This window comes from Parazoarcus communis (assembly GCF_003111665.1).
Taxonomy (GTDB): domain Bacteria; phylum Pseudomonadota; class Gammaproteobacteria; order Burkholderiales; family Rhodocyclaceae; genus Parazoarcus; species Parazoarcus communis_B.
In genome coordinates this window covers 3,955,640-3,972,552 of record NZ_CP022188.1, presented here as the reverse complement: position 1 = coordinate 3,972,552, position 16,913 = coordinate 3,955,640, and the positions used below count along the sequence as shown (strand labels likewise).

General features: G+C 61.8%; 17 protein-coding genes. 13 read left to right on the top strand and 4 right to left on the bottom strand.

What is annotated here, in order from left to right; all coding sequences use genetic code 11:
- Positions 1-37 precede the first annotated feature (37 nt).
- Both CEW87_RS18125 and speB read right to left on the bottom strand, forming a co-directional pair.
- Entirely contained in the window at positions 38-901 is an 864-nt protein-coding gene (locus CEW87_RS18125) for a transporter substrate-binding domain-containing protein (RefSeq protein WP_199917049.1), read from the bottom strand.
- 62 nt (positions 902-963) lie between these two features.
- Positions 964-1,938 carry an agmatinase gene (speB, locus tag CEW87_RS18120; protein ID WP_108975228.1) on the bottom strand — a complete coding sequence of 325 codons (975 nt, stop codon included), beginning with the start codon at positions 1,936-1,938 and terminating at the stop codon, positions 964-966.
- A 195-nt stretch (positions 1,939-2,133) separates the two neighbouring features.
- Between speB and CEW87_RS18115 the strand changes: the two genes are divergently transcribed.
- From CEW87_RS18115 to CEW87_RS22605, 3 genes are all read left to right on the top strand, one after another.
- Complete coding sequence (locus CEW87_RS18115; RefSeq protein WP_108975226.1) at positions 2,134-3,036, top strand: LysR family transcriptional regulator; 903 nt, start codon at positions 2,134-2,136, stop codon at positions 3,034-3,036.
- A 312-nt stretch (positions 3,037-3,348) separates the two neighbouring features.
- Positions 3,349-3,474 (top strand): hypothetical protein, encoded by a 126-nt coding sequence (locus CEW87_RS22900; RefSeq protein ID WP_267897172.1) that lies wholly within the window; start codon positions 3,349-3,351, stop codon positions 3,472-3,474.
- 313 nt (positions 3,475-3,787) lie between these two features.
- Positions 3,788-4,207, top strand: coding sequence for an SHOCT domain-containing protein (locus tag CEW87_RS22605; RefSeq protein WP_199917048.1), 420 nt, complete (start codon positions 3,788-3,790; stop codon positions 4,205-4,207).
- Positions 4,208-4,335: 128 nt separating this feature from the next.
- On the opposite strand, the gene CEW87_RS18105 is transcribed toward CEW87_RS22605, so the two are convergent.
- Together CEW87_RS18105 and CEW87_RS18100 are read right to left on the bottom strand one after the other, a co-directional pair.
- Positions 4,336-5,226, bottom strand: coding sequence for a DMT family transporter (locus CEW87_RS18105; protein WP_108975224.1), 891 nt, complete (start codon positions 5,224-5,226; stop codon positions 4,336-4,338).
- Positions 5,227-5,357: 131 nt separating this feature from the next.
- Positions 5,358-5,912, bottom strand: a complete 555-nt coding sequence (locus CEW87_RS18100) for a PAS and helix-turn-helix domain-containing protein (protein ID WP_234421577.1) — start codon at positions 5,910-5,912, stop codon at positions 5,358-5,360.
- Positions 5,913-6,056: 144 nt separating this feature from the next.
- Between CEW87_RS18100 and CEW87_RS18095 the strand changes: the two genes are divergently transcribed.
- The 10 genes from CEW87_RS18095 (at position 6,057) to CEW87_RS18050 (ending at position 16,791) form a co-directional block, all read left to right on the top strand.
- Positions 6,057-7,223, top strand: coding sequence for an acetyl-CoA acetyltransferase (locus tag CEW87_RS18095; RefSeq protein ID WP_108975220.1), 1,167 nt, complete (start codon positions 6,057-6,059; stop codon positions 7,221-7,223).
- On the top strand, positions 7,220-8,743 hold the full coding sequence (locus CEW87_RS18090; protein WP_108975218.1) for a class I adenylate-forming enzyme family protein: 1,524 nt from the start codon (positions 7,220-7,222) through the stop codon (positions 8,741-8,743). Before CEW87_RS18095 ends, CEW87_RS18090 begins: the two co-directional genes overlap by 4 nt.
- Before the next feature lie 90 nt (positions 8,744-8,833).
- Positions 8,834-9,862, top strand: a complete 1,029-nt coding sequence (locus tag CEW87_RS18085) for a TRAP transporter substrate-binding protein (RefSeq protein WP_108975216.1) — start codon at positions 8,834-8,836, stop codon at positions 9,860-9,862.
- 61 nt (positions 9,863-9,923) lie between these two features.
- Positions 9,924-11,591 (top strand): FAD-dependent oxidoreductase, encoded by a 1,668-nt coding sequence (locus CEW87_RS18080; protein WP_108975214.1) that lies wholly within the window; start codon positions 9,924-9,926, stop codon positions 11,589-11,591.
- A gap of 13 nt (positions 11,592-11,604) precedes the next feature.
- Complete coding sequence (locus CEW87_RS18075) at positions 11,605-11,829, top strand: DUF2783 domain-containing protein (RefSeq protein WP_108975212.1); 225 nt, start codon at positions 11,605-11,607, stop codon at positions 11,827-11,829.
- A gap of 59 nt (positions 11,830-11,888) precedes the next feature.
- Positions 11,889-12,434: a VOC family protein gene (locus tag CEW87_RS18070; protein ID WP_108975210.1), complete on the top strand. Its 546-nt coding sequence runs from the start codon at positions 11,889-11,891 to the stop codon at positions 12,432-12,434.
- 62 nt (positions 12,435-12,496) lie between these two features.
- Positions 12,497-13,882 (top strand): MmgE/PrpD family protein, encoded by a 1,386-nt coding sequence (locus tag CEW87_RS18065; protein WP_108975208.1) that lies wholly within the window; start codon positions 12,497-12,499, stop codon positions 13,880-13,882.
- 13 nt (positions 13,883-13,895) lie between these two features.
- Positions 13,896-14,921 (top strand): fumarylacetoacetate hydrolase family protein, encoded by a 1,026-nt coding sequence (locus tag CEW87_RS18060; RefSeq protein ID WP_108975206.1) that lies wholly within the window; start codon positions 13,896-13,898, stop codon positions 14,919-14,921.
- Positions 14,922-14,923: 2 nt separating this feature from the next.
- Entirely contained in the window at positions 14,924-15,469 is a 546-nt protein-coding gene (locus CEW87_RS18055) for a TRAP transporter small permease (protein WP_108975204.1), read from the top strand.
- Positions 15,466-16,791: a TRAP transporter large permease gene (locus CEW87_RS18050; protein WP_108975202.1), complete on the top strand. Its 1,326-nt coding sequence runs from the start codon at positions 15,466-15,468 to the stop codon at positions 16,789-16,791. Before CEW87_RS18055 ends, CEW87_RS18050 begins: the two co-directional genes overlap by 4 nt.
- Positions 16,792-16,913 lie beyond the last annotated feature (122 nt).

The following is a 16,913-nucleotide window of genomic DNA, read 5'->3' as shown; positions in this document are numbered from 1 at the left end:
CGCTGCGCTCTTCAAGTCTTCGGGTCGGGGGAGGTCATCACATCAAAGGCGCAGGAACGGCATCCACCGGCGTGTCCATCGTGAAGCCGAACCACTTCATCTGCAGTTCGTTGAGCTGGCCCGACCGTGCCGCCTTTGCGATACCTTCGTTGAAGAATTTCACCAGCGACGCGCTGTCTGCATCCTTGCGGCCGACCCAGCCGAAGTAGGTCTTGGGGCCGATGGGTTGCGGCATCACGGTGTAGAGATCGCCGCGTGTCTTGACCAGTGTGGAGAGATTGGACAGGCTTTGGGCCACGGCGTCGAGGCGACCGGCGGCGAGGTCGGCGTAGGCCTCGTCGAAGCCGGTGTATTCCCGGATCTCCTTCGCGCCAGGCTGGCCTGCTGCCTTGATTTTTGCGTCGTACGCCTGCAGTGCCTTGAGCTGGGCCGAACCGGTCTGGGAGCCGACGACCTTGCCGCTGATGTCCTCTGCCTTGTTGAGACTGGTATCGGCCTTGCGCTTGACCAGAGACACCGTGGCGTCGGCAATGGGCAGCGTGAAGGCGAACTTGTCAGCGCGTTCCTTGGTCATCGTCACCGAAGTGATGACGAAATCAAAGCGCTTGGTGGCCAGGCCGGGCAGGATGCCCTGAAATGGAAGGTCGAGTTGCTTGACCTTTACGTCAGGCAGATCCGTCATGATGATTTTCATGAGGTCAGGACCATAACCAACGATCTTGCCATCCTGCACATATTCGAAGGGTGCGAACTGCGCTTCTGTGCCGACGACGATCTCTTTCTTGCCTTTCACTGCATCGAGCAGTCCGGCAGCATGGGCGTGCATTGACATAAATCCGCTGCCCATCAGAACACAGGCAGCAAGCGAAAGGCGGACAAAGTTGCGACGTGGGTTTTTCATGGTGACTCCTCGGATGCGTTCAGAGAGAAAAAGCGGGAAAGAGAAGCGCGGTTCGCATCGTGTCAGGCCGCGGCCTGCTTCCGGGCGTGAAAGATGAAGCCGATGCTGTTGAGCAAGAGTTGGGCTGCAAGGATGGAGGTGGTGCCCGTGGGGTCGTAGGCCGGCGCCACTTCGACGAGGTCCATGCCGACGATCTGCCCACCACTGCGACGGGCCAGGGCCTGGATGATTTCCAGCACCTCGTAGTAGAGAAAGCCTCCGTGGCTCGGTGTGCCGGTACCCGGTGCGATGGACGGGTCGAAGCCGTCGATATCGATGGTCAGGTAGTAGGACACCCCCTCGGGAATCTGTGCCAGCACACCGGCAGTACCGAGCTGGCGTACTTGGCGCACCGATAGAATGGTCGAGCCCGCGTCCCGGGCCGCCTGATAATCACTGCGGTTGGACGAGGAAACATTGCGGATGCCAATCTGGGTCATGCCGCTGACATGATTCTGCTCGGATGCGCGACGCAGCGGGTTGCCATGGCCGTAGCGCACACCGTGCCGTTCATCGACGAAGTCGAGGTGGGCGTCTACGTGCAGGATGTGGATCGGACCGCGTCCCTCGAAAGCCTTGATCACTGGTGCGTGGATGGAGTGGTCGCCGCCGAGCACGACGGGCATGGCGCCCTTTTCCAGGAGCTTGCGCACCGCATACTCGATGTTGGCGTTGCTCTTGGCCTGATCCGTATGGACGATGTCGGCGTCACCCACGTCAACCATCCGTACCTGGTCTTCGGTGAGATACATCGTGTCGTCCTCGTGGTCGTAGGCACCGGCGTGCCCGAACGAGAACAGCGTCGACGCTTCGCGGATGCTCCGGGGGCCGAAGCGCGCACCCGGGCGCCATTGCGTGCCCATGTCGTTCGGCGCACCCAGTACTGCAACGTCGGCATCAATGTGATCCCAGTCGGTGCAGGGGCGTGACTTGGCGAAGGTGCAGTGGCCCACGAAGGGCAGGTTGAGTCGACCTTGGTCGTAGCTGTTATCGGACATGTTGGCGTTCCTTCGGAGTTTCCATTCTTGCAGCGGGTGTTCGCTTGCCTTGGGGACCAATTTAGAGGCCATCATGTATCGATAAAATGCTAAGTTTTGCAAGATCACATCGGTGATCGTCGATGATTTATCCTGGTGCATTGCACCAGCTTGGTGAGTGGGCATGGGCAGGGCTGCATGTGAGAGAGGTGAGGGATGAAGCAGCTGCACGATGTGGATCTGCGTCTGTTGCGGGTTTTTGATGTTGTAGTGCGGTGCGGTGGCCTGTCGGCTGCTCAGGCCGAACTGAATGTCGGCCAGTCGACCATCAGCATGCAGCTTGCCCAGCTCGAGGTAAGGCTGGGCGCCCGGTTGTGCGAACGCGGTCGTGGGGGATTCCGCCTGACCGAAGAGGGACGGGCGATTCATGAGGCGTCGCAACGATTGCTGAGCGCGGTCGACGGGTTTCGGCTTGAGGCCGATCAGTTGAAGAAAACCTTCTCCGGTACCTTGAACCTGGGGCTGATCGACAACACGGTCACCGACACGAAATCACCGCTGAGGGGCGCAATTCAGCGCTTTCTTGCACGGGGAAAGGACGTGGGGGTGCATGTGTATATCGGTACGCCCAGTGAGCTGGAGCAACGGGTGCTGGACGGGCGCCTGCACCTGGCCGTCGGTCACTTCCCCTTCCAGGTACCGGGTCTGGCTGCGCTACCGCTCTACGACGAGCCGCATGGCCTGTTCTGTGCAGCTGACCACGCTGTACTGAAGGCGGACATCGGCGGCGTGGACGGTGGCATGATGGAGCGGGTGCGCGGCGAACAGGTGGTTGCCCGGGGCTATCTGAGGCGCCGCGACCTGGACCTGCTGGACGTCAACATAGCGGCGTTCACCGTAGACAACATCGAGGCGCAGGCCATCCTGATCCTGTCGGCGGGATGCATCGGCTTTCTCCCAATCCACTACGCGGCCCAATGGGTGGGAAGGGGGGAGCTGGTACAGATACTGCCAAAGAGCATGGTGCTGGTGTCACGCTTCACTGCTATCCGCCGGCGACTCGCGCCACCGCCGCTGGTGCGGAGTTTTCTTTCTGATCTGACGGCTGGAAGCAAATAGATTTCAGGCGCTACGGTTGGAATAACCGTGGCCGGTTTTCCGTTCCACCCGCCGCTCGTCCCTCGCAGCCACAATATCTGGTCTGCGGAGGTAAGGCATTTCGTCCGCGGCGGCTAGACAGTCGGTCGCACATTTGTCGCTTGGCAGTGTTAGCACCGGGGCCTCCTTCGCCTTTAGCTCAAAGGCTTTCCTGCCAGATGCGGGACATTTCCGAAGCGGTGTGTTCAGGTTTCGCGGCATAACCGCAGCACCGATCTGCCGCTCCTCTGCAAGTCGACCTGGCGTTCGACCATTCTCAGCTGGAATTCAACAATGCAACAACTTACTTCACGAGGCCAGATGATCGTCAGCGATCTGGCCGCACGTCATGGATTCAGCACGGATGCGGTCACGCACATGCTGTTTGCCGTGCTCAACGGAAACGGAGGCCAGGCTTAGTTCAGCCATGGCGAGTTCGGGGGCTCGGGGCAGTGGATGCGCGGGGGCATGCTCATGCTCGGCGACATGTTCAATAACTACCTCAAGGGCCGGGTCGACAGTCTGTGTTCGGAAATTTCGAACATTCTGGTCAACCAGCCCGGTTTGCTGCGGTCGGGCAGCTTTCAGTCGCAGAGCCAGGGGGGGCGGCAGTTTCCAGCACCAGGCCAACGGCAGTCCGGCAGGACGTTCAAGCCTGTTCGTACCCGATCCCGAGGACAACTGGTGGCTGCAGGATCTCGGCGCGCCCAATGCCACCGGATCGCAGAACAACGTGCGCTACGCCTATTTTGGCGGTGCGCGACGCCTCGCGGTGAAGACCGGCGGCGAAGTCTGGGTCTACGACACCCTGGATCACAGCATCGGCGGATTCTCCCAGCAGCAGGGCTCGGGCAGTGACATTGTCTTTGGCAGCCAGTACGGCACGGTGAACCTGGCCTCGCTGCCCTTGATTTCCCGCAACGGTCGGCCGTATTCCCCACCCGCTGCACCGCAGGGAATGCCGTCGCCGCAATCGCCGTATCAAGCGCCGCAAAATGCACCGCAAACGTCGCAGTCGGCCGGTCAGGCACGTGGCGCGTCCAGCGAGGATGTCCTCGCGGCGATCGAAAAACTGGGTGACCTCAAGGCCAAGGGGTTCATCAGCGAAGATGAGTTCGCGAGCAAGAAATCGGAGTTGCTGTCGCGTCTCTGATGGAGCAGTAAACGGTCGCTGTTGATACGCTGCCAGCAGCGTCAGCGCTTGTGTTGCGCCATCCGCCCGTCAACGTACCGTCGGTCTGCGCAAGCGCGCGACTGACGGCTGCGCAGGCGACCACGATGTCAGCGCGACGACGTGCCCAGGCGCAGGCGCAACCGGGTGCCCCAGCTAGCGGGTGCGCCGTAGTAGAGCAGTGCGGAAATGATGATCACGCTGCCGACCAGGGTTGTGCGGGTTGGGGCCTCGTTCAGGACCAGCCATACCCAGACCGGGCCAAGAACCGCTTCGAACAGCAGGAAAAGGCTCACCTCGGTCGCACTCGTATAGCGTGGTGCGATTTGCAGCAAGGTGAATCCGATGGGCATCAGGATCGCACCGGTCAGCGCGATGGCAGCGAGCTGGGTCCATTCCGTGTCTGCCTGCGGGGCTCCGCCGAGCATCAGGCCGAAGGTCGCCGCAATCATTCCACCGAACATCAGGCCGGGGGTCAGGTCGATGTTGCTCTTGAGACGGGCAAGCGTGAAGTTGATGGCAAGGAAGATGGCGGTGCACACTGCAAACAGATTGCCCAGCATATCGTTCTGACCGCCGCCGTCCGTCGCGATGATGGCGATGCCGATCAGGGTGACGAACATCGAGATGGCCGTCTTGCGGTCGATCCGCTCGTCGAGTACCAGCCAGCTTATCAGCGCGGCAAACACCGGCGCAGTGGCGATGATCATCACCGTTGCGGTCGCACTGGTGCGCTGAATCGCCTCTGTGTAGCAAGTGGTGTTCAGGGCAAAACAGAATCCGCTCGCGACACCGAGACGGCCGGCCCGTTTGACGGCGCGCAGCGCGGCGAGACGATAGCGGTACAGCACCACGGCGCTGAAGCCCAGCGTCATGAACAGGCCGCGCCACATCAGCACGCTGGCGTGATCGAGGTTCACCCAGCGCATGACGAGTACATCGGGCGAGATCAGGGTGACGCCTGCGAGGCTTAGAAGCAGTCCGGTGGTCCGCGTTTGCATTGTGTTGTTCGGAAAACGATGTCACGATGAGATTCGACCTGAACCTCAGTGCTGGCGAGGTATCGCCAGTTTTTGCATCCTCCTGCTAGAGGAACCAGAAAGCGAAGAGCATTATTGTCAGTGACCAGAAGTCAGCAGAGCCCGACCAGACGGGCGATCATCTCGGTGTGGGTGCGTACCTGCAGCTTTCGCATGAGTCGGGCACGATGTGCTTCGACCGTCCTCGGACTGATTGCGAGGTGGCGCGCGATTTCCTTGCTGGTTTCTCCGACCGAGAGAAACTTCGCAATCTCCCGTTCGCGTGCAGTCAGTTCAGCGGTGACGGGGCGCCGTCTGGAAATATCCTCGAACATCCAGACAGCGCAGTTGTACGGATTGTCCTTGTTGAGGCTTTGGCCCGAGACGTGGCACCAGAACAGCGCGCCGTCGCGTTGCCGCATGATGCGCTCATCACTGTAGCAACCTTCCGCACGCAGCACGGGATAGGCCTGCTCCCCAATACGTTTGCCCTCTTGTTCCGACGGGTAGAGCGATGCGAGCGGGCGGCCAGCAAGTTCGCTCGGCTGATAACCGAACATCGCTGCAAAAGCCTCGTTGCAGCGCTGGATCACACGGTTGCGTGAAACGCATAAGCCGACCGGCGCGAGATCAAACGCAAGTTGGAGGTCATCGTGAGTGAGTTGCACGTCGTGCGGTCCGGTCATCATCAAGAATGGGTTACGTATAACTACGATAGGGTAGGCCTACGAATGGCGTAGGGCAAGCATGGTCGATAAAGTCGTCTCCGAAGTCGCTTCCAACAAAACACGCGACGCAAGGAGACACTTACCATGGCCACTCATATCGTCGGCTGGTCCCATTCGCCATTTGGTCGTCTGGGCCAGTTTGATCTCGAAAGTCTGATTACCACCGTAGCGCGAGATGCGCTTGCCGACGCCGAGTTGCCCGCCGAAGATGTGGATGCAATCTGGTTGGGTAACCTCAACGGCGGCTTCGTGCCCGATGTTTTTTGTTCCTCGATGGTGCTGCAGGCAGACGACGGACTGCGCTGGAAACCGGCGACGCGCGTCGAGAATGCCTGTGCCTCGGGTGCGGCGGCGGTGTATTCCGCGATCGACGCCGTCGAGGCCGGTCGCGCGAAAATTGCGCTCGTCGTCGGTGCGGAGAAGATGACCGCCGTGTCGGGTGCCGAGATTACCCGCGTACTGGGCAATGCATCGTACGTGAGTGAGGAGGCCGCGCGCGGTTTGAGCTTTCCTGGCATCTTCGCGCTGATCGCTCAGGCGTACTGCGAACGTTATGGGGACTGCACCACCACACTGGCGCACATCGCTGCCAAGGGGCATGCAAACGGTGTGCGCAATCCGTGGGCCCAGATGCGCAAGGATCTCGGTTTCGAGTTCTGCAACACGATCTCCGAGCGCAACCCACTGATCGCGGCTCCGCTGCGCAAGACTGACTGCTCGCTGGTGTCCGACGGTGCTGCGGCGCTGGTCATTGCCGATGAGTCCGTGGTTGCAGGTTTCAAGCGTGCGGTGCGCTTTCGCGCTCGCGCCCAGATCAGTGACTACCTGCCGATGTCGCGTCGCGATCCGGTGGCATTCGAGGGGCCACGCCGTGCGTGGCAACGCGCACTGCAACAGGCGGGTGTCGGTGTGCACGACCTGTCGTTCGCAGAGGTGCACGACTGCTTCACGATCGCGGAACTGTTGGCCTATGAGGCCATGGGGCTCGCCGAGCCGGGTAAGGGCGCCCAGGTGATCAAGGACGGTACGGTGTTCGCGGGTGGCCGGCTCCCGGTCAATCCTTCCGGCGGGCTCAAGTCCAAGGGGCACCCGATTGGCGCGACGGGTGTCTCGATGCATGTGCTGTCGGCGATGCAACTGTGTAATGAAGCTGGCGACATGCAGGTGCCCGATGCCCGCCTTGCCGGCGTGTTCAACATGGGTGGCTCGGCGGTCACGAGCTACGTGAGCATCCTGGAGCGCGCGCAATGAATGTCGCTCAACTTCTGGCGCGTAGCGCTCGCGTCCATCCGGAGCGCGCGGCCGTACTTCTTGGCGAGCGCGTGCTGTTCGACTATCGCGAACTGGCCGATCGCGCCGCGCGTATTGCCGGGTATTTGCGTGGGCAGGCCGGCCTGAAGTTGGGCGACCGGGTCGCGCTCTTCATGCACAACTGCCCGGAATACCTCGAAGTGCTGTATGGCGCATGGTGGGCCGGGCTGGCGGTTGTGCCCATCAACGCCAAGCTGCATGCGCGCGAAGCGGCTTACGTAGTTGAGGACTCGGGTGCTGCCGCGCTATTCGTCAGCGAGGACTTCGCCGAGGAACTCACCGGTCTCCTGCCCGGTGACGGACCCACACTTCATGTGCCGGGTTCGGACGCCTATAACGCGTTGTTCGAGAGCGCGCCGCTGGCACTCCAGTCGTGCGACGCCAATGCGCTGGCATGGCTCTTCTATACCTCGGGCACGACCGGGCGGCCCAAGGGCGTGATGCAGACCCATCGAAACCTGGTGACGATGGCGGCCTGCTATTTCATGGATGTGGATGCGGTGACGTCCGACGACGTGATGGTTTACGCGGCACCGATGTCGCATGGTGCCGGCCTGTACAACTTCATGCAGGTTATCAAGGCTGCCCGTCATCTGATCCCGGAGTCGGGCGGTTTTGATGCCGACGAACTGATCACGCTGTCGCAGCGGATTGGCGGACTGACCCTGTTCGCGGCGCCGACCATGGTGAAAAGGCTGGTCGACCGGATCGAGGCCGTCGGCGTTGCCCCGTCGGGGTTCAAGACCATCGTCTACGGCGGCGGCCCGATGTACGTGGAGGACATCCGCCGTGCGCTCGACGTCATGGGCGATCGCTTTGTCCAGATCTACGGTCAGGGTGAGTCGCCCATGACCATCACTGCGCTGTCGCGGGAACAACTCGCGGAGCGTACCCATCCTCGCTGGGCGCAGCGCATCGCCTCCGTTGGCTGCGCACAGGCCCTGGTCGAGGTCATGGTGGCAGACGACAGCGGCAATGCCGCGCCGCTGGGAACGACTGGCGAGGTTCTGGTCCGGGGCGACTCGGTGATGGCGGGCTATTGGGGCAATGTCGACGCCACCGCGAGTGCCCTGCGCGACGGGTGGCTCTGGACGGGCGACCTCGGTGTAATGGATGAGGACGGCTATCTGACCCTCAAGGACCGCTCCAAGGACGTGATCATTTCCGGTGGCTCGAACATTTATCCGCGCGAGGTCGAGGAAGTGCTGCTGATGCATCAGGCGGTGTCGGAAGTGTCCGTGATCGGCCGGCCCCATCCGGAGTGGGGTGAGGAAGTCATCGCCTGTGTGGTGTGTCGGCCGGGTGCGCGTGCTGACGCGGCGGAACTCGATGCGCTTTGCTTGGCGCACATCGCCCGATTCAAGCGTCCGAAGGAATACCACTTTCTCGATGAGATGCCCAAGAACAATTACGGGAAAGTGCTTAAAACCGAGCTGCGCGCACTGATCAACGCGCAGTAGGGCGCCCGTTTCCCCAACGGAGCGTATGCCCGGCCAGGATAGGCCGGGTTCCACACGGCATACATGCCGAAAACAATCGAGGAGACTTCAATGACAGGAAAGATGGTATCCGCGCTGTTCGCGTCCGCCATGCTCGCCACACCGTTGGCGCAGGCGGCCGAGGTCGTGCTCAAGGTGGCGCATTTCTGGCCGACGGCAGCGATCTCGCAGCGCAAGGTTCTTGAACCATGGTGCGAGAAGATCAAGGCGGCTTCGTCCGGCAGAATGGAATGCCAGATCTACCCGTCCATGCAGCTCGGCGGGACACCGCCGCAGCTCTACCAACAGGCTGCAGACGGTGTTGCCGACATTGTCTGGACGGTGCCGGGGTATACCGCGGGACGGTTTCCTTCGGTCGAAGTCTTCGAATTGCCCTTCATGGCCCGCGATGCGGAAAGCACGAGTCGTGCATTGTGGGCGTACTACGAAAAGTACGGGCGCAAGGACTTTGCCGCCGTTCATCCGCTGGCATTGCACGTCCAGGATCCGGGCTACATCCATACCAACAAGCGTCAGATCACGAAGGTTGATGATCTCAGTGGGTTGAAGATCCGCACGCCGACCCGCGTCACGACGAAGATGTTCACCGCCCTGGGGGCTACACCGGTCGCGATGCCGATGCCGTCTCTGCCCGAAGCGCTCTCCAAGGGTGTCATCGACGGCTACATCCTGACGTGGGAATCAGTGCCTTCGGTGAAGTTGCACGAACTGACGCGGTATCACACCGAAACGGATGCCAGCCAGCCGGCGCTCTATACCGCCGTCTTTGCGATGGTCATGAACAAGAAGCGCTACGAGAGCCTGCCGTCTGACCTCAAGAAAGTGATCGACGACAACTCCGGTGTGGAGTTCTCGGCGGCGATTGGACGGGCGTGGGACGAAGCCGGACCGCCCGCACGGCAGATGGCGGTCGATCGGGGCAACGTCCTGAACATGCTCGCGGGGTCCGAATTGGATGCGTTCAAGAAGATCGGCGAACAGGTCTCCCGCGAGTGGATCGAGGAGATGACTGCAAAGGGGCTCCCGGCGCAGGAAATGTACGACAGTGCGCGCGCCCTGCTGCAAGAGAACCGTCGCTGAGCGGAATCCGCTCGTGCATCCTTCGCGGTCATTCGAGCGCGAAGGAGTATAAGGAGAAATCATGCTTAATACATATCAATATCCGAACTTCGAATTCGTCCGTCCGCCTGAGCTGGACGGTAAAGGGGACGGTCGTTATCCCCTGGTGGTGGTCGGTGCCGGCCCGGTGGGACTGGCCGCCGCCATTGATCTGGCGATCCAGGGCAAACCCGTGCTGTTGCTGGACAACGACGATACCGTATCGATCGGTTCGCGCGGCGTCGCCTATGCCAAACGCGTTCTCGAGATCTTCGATCGTCTCGGCTGCTGTGAGCCGATGATGGAAAAGGGCGTGTCGTGGAACGTCGGACGGACCTTCTTCCGCGAGGAGGAGGTGTTCAACTTCAACCTCAGCCCGCAGCCGGATCACCGCCGGCCGGGCATGATCAACCTGCAGCAGTACTATCTGGAAGAGTACCTGCTGCGGCGTGCCCGTGAACTGCCCAACATCGAGATCCGCTTCTGCAGCAACGTGGTCGGGGTTACCCAGAAGGCGGATTCGGTGGCACTCCGGGTCGAGACGCCGGAAGGCGCGTACTCGCTCAGTGCCGACTGGCTGGTCGCTGCCGACGGTGCGAAAAGCCCAATCCGCACGATGCTCGGGCTCGACATCGAAGGCAAGATCTTCATGGACCGCTTCCTCATCGCCGACGTGGTGATGAAAGCAGACTTTCCCACCGAGCGTTGGTTCTGGTTCGATCCGCCGTTCCATCGTAATCAGTCGGTGCTGCTACATCGCCAGGCCGACAATGTCTGGCGCATCGACTTCCAGCTCGGCTGGCAGGCCGACCCGGAGGAAGAGAAGAAGCCTGAAAACGTTATCCCCCGCATCAAAGCAATGTTGGGTGACGATCGCGAATTCGAGCTGGAATGGGTCAGCGTCTACACCTTTCAGTGCCGCCGCATGAATAGCTTCACACACGGGCGAGTGCTGTTTGTCGGTGACGCCGCACACCAGGTTTCGCCGTTTGGCGGTCGTGGGGCGAATTCCGGTATTCAGGACACCGACAACCTCGCATGGAAGCTCAAGTTGGTGATGGACGGCAAGGCACCGGCCACGCTGCTCGATACCTATTCTGAAGAGCGCACGTTCGGGGCGGACGAGAACATCATGAACTCGACCCGCTCAACCGACTTCATCACCCCCAAGAGCACGGTCAGCAAGGTCTTCCGCAACGCGGTGCTTGATCTTGCACGCAAGCACGCCTTTGCCCGTACGCTGGTCAACTCCGGACGCTTGTCGGTGCCGAGTTTCCTCACCGAGTCCCGCCTCAACACGCCCGACGTTGATCGTTTCTCCGGCGAGATGGTGCCCGGCGCACCGATGGATGATGCCCCGGTCGAGACTGCCGATGGCACGTCCTGGCTGCTCGGCGTGCTGGGCAACCGCTTCCAGTTGCTCTACTTCACCAAGGACGCCGCTGCGCTCGACGGTGCCACCGTGCAGCAACTGACCGGGCTGGCCGACGGCGCAATCCCCGTGCAGGCGATCGTCGTCGCCGAACGTGGCACCGCGCCCGCTGGCTTGACGACCGTGATCGACAGCAGGGGGCGTATTCGCGAGCGCTACGACCTTACGCCGGGCAGCGCCTATCTTGCCCGTCCCGACCAGCACGTTGCAGCCCGCTGGCGTGGCCTTGATGCTGCTCTCGTGAGTGCCGCAGTTGCCCGCGCTACCTGCAATGCCTGAAGGAGACCATACCATGACCTTGAACACCCAGCCGAACCTCGCCGAACCCGGTAAGCGCTATTTCCGTGCCTTCAGCCCGGGCGATGACTTCTACGAAATGCTGATCGATACCCACCGCGATCTCAGCGACGAGCAGAGCGCGATGGTCAATGCGCGCCTGATCCTGCTGCTCGCCAATCATGTCGGTGACATTTCGGTCCTCCGCGAGGCGATGCAATTTGCCCGCGAAGGCGTCTGAATCCACACCCGGCGAGCGGCTGCATGGCCGCTCGCCATCGAAAACACGGAGATCACTCAATGCTGGTCAATAAGATTCACCACGTCGCCTACCGCTGCAAGGACGCGCTGGAGACGGCGCGCTGGTACGAGAAACACCTGGGCATGAAACTCGTGCTGTCCATCGCCGAGGATGCCGTTCCGTCCACGGGCGAGGCTGACCCCTACATGCATATTTTCCTCGACGCCGGCAATGGCAACGTGCTCGCCTTCTTTGAGCTGCCGACCCGCCCGCCGATGGATCGTGACCGCAACACGCCGACGTGGACCCAGCACCTGGCGCTGGAAGTCGAGTCCATGGACGCGCTTCTTGCAGCCAAGGCCAGCCTTGAAGCTGCTGGCATCGAGGTGGTCGGCCCCACCGATCATGCATTGTTCCAGTCGATCTACTTCTTCGACCCCAACGGGCATCGTATGGAGTTGGCTGCAGATACCCTGCGTCCCGGCATGCTGGAAGCGCTGGACAGGGTCAAATGGCCAATGTTGGAAGAGTGGGCGCAAACCAAGAAGGCCCCCAAACACGCAGCCTGGATGCATGACGGAAGCTACAAGGACATGTTCCGTTAAGACTTGTTGCCAGTCCCGTTCCGTTATGACGCGGACGGGACGCGGTATGGGAGGTTTGTTTCGTGGAGCCTGAACTGGCATTGGCGCACTTCATTCATGGACTCGGCTATGACGAGATTCCGGCGGAGGTGTTGACCGTTGTGCGACGCATGCTGCTGACCGTTCTCGGTACCGCTGTGGCGGGCGCGACAGAGGAGGGCTGCGGCACAGTGCGCGCCTTTGTGCAAACCGAGCACGGTACGGGACCGGCAACGCTATTCGTATACGGTGATCGGGTGACTGCCAGCGGTGCGGCGTTGGTCAATGGCGTCATGAGTCGTGCGCTCGACTACTGCGATGCGATGGCGCCGGGCCTGCACATCGGTTCGTCACTGATCCCGGCCGCGTTCGCTGCCGCAGAGCTTGTTGGCGGGTGTTCGGGGCGGGACTTTCTTGCGGCGCTGGTCGTGGGCGCAGAGACCGCGGCCCGCTTGAACCTGACCGAAGCCGCCTACGACGGTGCTGATCCGACGGGTGTCGCGGCGGTCTTTGGCGCGACGGCCGCCGTCGCCCGATTGCTCAGGCTCAGTCCGCAACAGACGCTGCATGCATTGGCGCTGGCCTTCAACCGGGCGGCCGGCAGCTTCCAGAGCAATATCGACGGCTCGCTTGCGGTGCGCCTGATCCAGGGCTGGGTCGCCGAGTCCGGCGTGGTCTGTGCCCAGCTGGCCCGTAACGGCATGACCGGCCCTCGGCACTTCCTTTCGGGTGTGTATGGCTATGCCCACCTTTTCGCGAAGGGACAGTTGCGCGCTGAGTCGTTTGTGGCCGCGCTGGGCGAGCGCTACGCGGTGATGAATACGGTTTTCAAGAAGTACCCGAGCTGTGGCCTTACGCAAGGCGTGACCGAACTGGCCTTGCAGGCAAAAACCGAATTGAACTGCGTATCGGCTGACGTCCGGCAGATACAGATAAGCTTGCCGCCCTATGCCTACAAACTGGTAGGCCATCCGTTCGAGATCGGTGATAACCCACGCGTGAATGCGCAGTTCAGCGTGCGTTACTGTGTGGCCAATGTCATTGTCCACGGCTATCCACAGTTGGGACATTTCACGACCGCCAGTGTGTGCGATCCGACGGTTCGCGCGCTTGCTGCGCGCATTGACGTGATTGCGGACGAGTCCATGGCTGGCCGTCACCACAGCGCAGTGGATCTGCAGGTGGACACCCTCGATGGTCGCCGCTTCGAATCCTCGCTCGAGATTGCGCCCGGCTTCCCCGGCAATGCGTTGGCCGAAGAAGTGCACCTCGCCCGTTTCCTCGACTGCATGGGCTACGCCGCGTTACCGCTTTCTCCTGCCCAGGTGGACGGCCTGGTCGGGAAGGTGACGTGTCTTCAGGACCTCGACGATGTGCGCGTCTTGCTTGCGGACATGGTGAGCGCAGACGCGCGACATACAAATTCATAACCAGGAGACTTCAATGAAACTCGCAACACTCAAGCAGGGCGGGCGTGATGGCACGCTCGTTGTCGTCAGCCGCGACCTCTCGCGCTGCTGTCCGGTGCCGGACATCGCCCGGACCATGCAGGCTGCGCTCGACGATTGGGACGAACTCGCGCCGCGTCTGCGTGCCATCTATGCGCGCCTGAACGCGGGTGAGGTCGACGGTGCGAGGCCATTTTCCGCCGCGGCGTGCCATGCGCCGTTGCCGCGTGCCTACCAATGGCTCGATGGTTCTGCCTACATGAACCACGTCGAACTGGTGCGCAAGGCGCGCGGTGCCGATCTTCCGCCATCCATGTACACCGACCCCATTGTTTACCAGGGCGGGTCGGACAGCTTCATCGGGCCATGCGACGACATCGTTGGTGCCGAGGACTGGGGGATCGACTTCGAGGCCGAAATCACCGCGGTCATTGGCGATGTGCGAATGGGTGCTACTCCGGCAGAGGCGGCTGATGCGATCAGACTGCTGATGCTGGTCAACGACGTGTCCCTGCGCGCGCTGATCCCGGCCGAACTCGCCAAAGGGTTCGGCTTCGTCCAGAGCAAGCCCGCGTCGGCATTCAGCCCGGTTGCAGTGACGCCCGACGAACTCGGTGCGGCGTGGCACGACACCAGGATGCATCTGCCCCTGCGGGTTGCACTCAATGGCGAGCTTTTCGGCATGCCGAACGCGGGCGTCGACGCGACCTTCGATTTTGGCATGCTCGCCGCACACGTTTCCAAGACGCGGGAGCTTGAGGCTGGGACGATCATCGGTACCGGCACGGTGTCGAACAAGCAGGGTGGGCTATGGGGATCGTCGATCGCCAATGGCGGGGTCGGCTACTGCTGCATCGTCGAACTGCGTACGTACGAAACACTGGAGCACGGTGTGCCAAAGACCGGATACCTGAAGGCGGGTGATCAGGTCCGTATCGAAGTCCTCGACCCGGCAGGGCGAAGCGTGTTCGGGGCGATCGAGCAAAAGGTCGTCGTTCCTAACCCCACTGGCAGAGGCTGACCATGGCGCATTCCGAAGTACGGATCGGGGATTCCATCGAGCACCCGCTGGATGCGCAGGACTGCCGGTCGGGAGGTGCAATCGAGACGGCGTGCGTTGTCTTTGCCATGATCGGTGGCCTGATTTTCGCGGCTGAATCGATCATGTGCGTCGTCAGCGTCGTTGGACGTGCATTGTTCAACCTGCCCATCCCGGGCGATTACGAACTCGTGCAAATGATGTCGGCGATGGGCATCTCGATGTGCCTGCCGTACTGTCAGGTGCGCAAAGGCCACGTCTTCGTCGATTTCTTCACCCTCTGGGCGCCCTCGGGGCTCAAGCGCGTGCTGGATGCGCTGTCGGCGCTGTTGCTGTCGGTGTGTTCCTTCTTCCTTGCGTGGCGGGTGCTGGACGGCATGATGGAGATGCGTGAATACGGCGAAACCTCGATGGTGATCTCGCTGTCGGTGTGGTGGGGCTACATCCCGGTGGTGCCGTCCTTCGCGCTGCTGGGCATTGCCGCGCTTCGTAGCGCATGGAGTGACCTGAACAATAAGAGGCAATCATGAGCGGCACCACGATTGGCCTGACCATGGGCGTTGTGATGATGGGCATGCTCGTACTGCGCGTGCAGATCGGCGTTGCCATGTTCATCACAGGCGCAGCCGGCTACGTGTGGGTGTCCGGCTTGGACCCGCTCCTCGCCTATCTGAAAAACGCGCCCTACGGCCGGTTCTCGCTGTATGACCTGTCGGTGGTGCCGCTGTTCCTGATGATGGGCCAGTTCGCCACCCACGGCGGGCTGTCTCGCGCACTGTTCAAGGCCGGCAACGCCTTCATCGGCCATTGGCGCGGTGGCATGGCGATGGCAGGGGTGGCTTCGTGCGCAGGCTTCGGTGCGATCTGCGGTTCCTCGCTGGCGACTGCGGCGACGATGTCGCATGTGGTGCTGCCAGAACTGAAGCGTCACCAGTACAAGCCGGGTCTCGCCGCGGGTTCGCTGGCCGCAGGCGGCACGCTGGGCATCCTGATTCCGCCTTCGGTGCCGCTGGTGATCTACGCGATCCTGTCCGAGCAGAACATCGCCAAGCTCTTTCTCGCCGCCTTCGTGCCCGGAATTCTTGCTGCCCTCGGCTACATGCTGGTGATCGGGATCGTCACCCGCATGGACCCCGACGCGGGCGGCCCGGGTTCGCCCAGGCACACTTGGGCCGAGCGCCTCACCACGGTGATCGACACCTGGCCGGTGCTGCTGATCTTCCTGGTGGTGATCGGTGGCATCTACAGCGGGCTCTTCACCCCGACCGAAGCGGCCTCAGTGGGCGTGCTCGCCACCGGCATCGCGGCGTGGCGCTCTGGCGGCCTGAAGGGCAAGGGCTTCATCGAATGCGTCTTCGGCACCGCCACGGGTACCGGTATGATGTTCCTGATCCTGCTCGGCGCCGACATGCTCAACTCCTTCATGGCGGTGAGTCAGATGCCGGCCGAAGCAGCGGCCTGGGTGCAGGAGATGGGCTTCGGTCCGTTCACGGTGCTGTTCGCCGTCATCATCATCTATCTGCTGCTCGGTTGCGTGATGGACAGCCTGTCGATGATCCTGCTCACGGTGCCGATCTTCCTGCCCATCGTGCTGGGCATGGATTACTTCGGCCTTGGTGTGGAAGAAAAGGCGATCTGGTTCGGCATGGTGGCGCTGGTAGTGATGGAGATCGGATTGATCACGCCGCCTGTGGGGATGAACGTCTACATCATCAGTGGGGTGGCAAAGGACATTCCGATGGCGACGATCTTTCGTGGCGTGCTGCCTTTCCTCGCCTCCGACATCGCACGCATTCTGCTGTTGGTGTTTTTCCCAAGTATTACGCTTGTCGCCCTGCGCATCGTGAGCTAGAGCATGTCAGCCCGAGCACGGCGCCAACCGGCGCTGCGCTCGGGCTGACATTTGCAGAGGCCCGCCCGCCAGTCCTCTCCGTGGGCTCATCTGGCCGCTCGTTGGTGGGGAAGGTCCGCGTC

What these genes read in the sequence shown, in the direction of transcription:
- CEW87_RS18050 (WP_108975202.1), top strand. Translation starts at nt 15,466, where the DNA reads ATGAGCGGCACCACGATTGGCCTGACCATGGGCGTTGTGATGATGGGC.
- CEW87_RS18075 (WP_108975212.1), top strand. Translation starts at nt 11,605, where the DNA reads ATGACCTTGAACACCCAGCCGAACCTCGCCGAACCCGGTAAGCGCTAT.
- CEW87_RS18125 (WP_199917049.1), bottom strand. Translation starts at nt 901, where the DNA reads ATGAAAAACCCACGTCGCAACTTTGTCCGCCTTTCGCTTGCTGCCTGT.
- CEW87_RS18070 (WP_108975210.1), top strand. Translation starts at nt 11,889, where the DNA reads ATGCTGGTCAATAAGATTCACCACGTCGCCTACCGCTGCAAGGACGCG.
- speB (WP_108975228.1), bottom strand. Translation starts at nt 1,938, where the DNA reads ATGTCCGATAACAGCTACGACCAAGGTCGACTCAACCTGCCCTTCGTG.
- CEW87_RS18085 (WP_108975216.1), top strand. Translation starts at nt 8,834, where the DNA reads ATGACAGGAAAGATGGTATCCGCGCTGTTCGCGTCCGCCATGCTCGCC.
- CEW87_RS18055 (WP_108975204.1), top strand. Translation starts at nt 14,924, where the DNA reads ATGGCGCATTCCGAAGTACGGATCGGGGATTCCATCGAGCACCCGCTG.
- CEW87_RS18090 (WP_108975218.1), top strand. Translation starts at nt 7,220, where the DNA reads ATGAATGTCGCTCAACTTCTGGCGCGTAGCGCTCGCGTCCATCCGGAG.
- CEW87_RS18095 (WP_108975220.1), top strand. Translation starts at nt 6,057, where the DNA reads ATGGCCACTCATATCGTCGGCTGGTCCCATTCGCCATTTGGTCGTCTG.
- CEW87_RS18105 (WP_108975224.1), bottom strand. Translation starts at nt 5,226, where the DNA reads ATGCAAACGCGGACCACCGGACTGCTTCTAAGCCTCGCAGGCGTCACC.
- CEW87_RS22900 (WP_267897172.1), top strand. Translation starts at nt 3,349, where the DNA reads ATGCAACAACTTACTTCACGAGGCCAGATGATCGTCAGCGATCTGGCC.
- CEW87_RS18060 (WP_108975206.1), top strand. Translation starts at nt 13,896, where the DNA reads ATGAAACTCGCAACACTCAAGCAGGGCGGGCGTGATGGCACGCTCGTT.
- CEW87_RS18115 (WP_108975226.1), top strand. Translation starts at nt 2,134, where the DNA reads ATGAAGCAGCTGCACGATGTGGATCTGCGTCTGTTGCGGGTTTTTGAT.
- CEW87_RS18080 (WP_108975214.1), top strand. Translation starts at nt 9,924, where the DNA reads ATGCTTAATACATATCAATATCCGAACTTCGAATTCGTCCGTCCGCCT.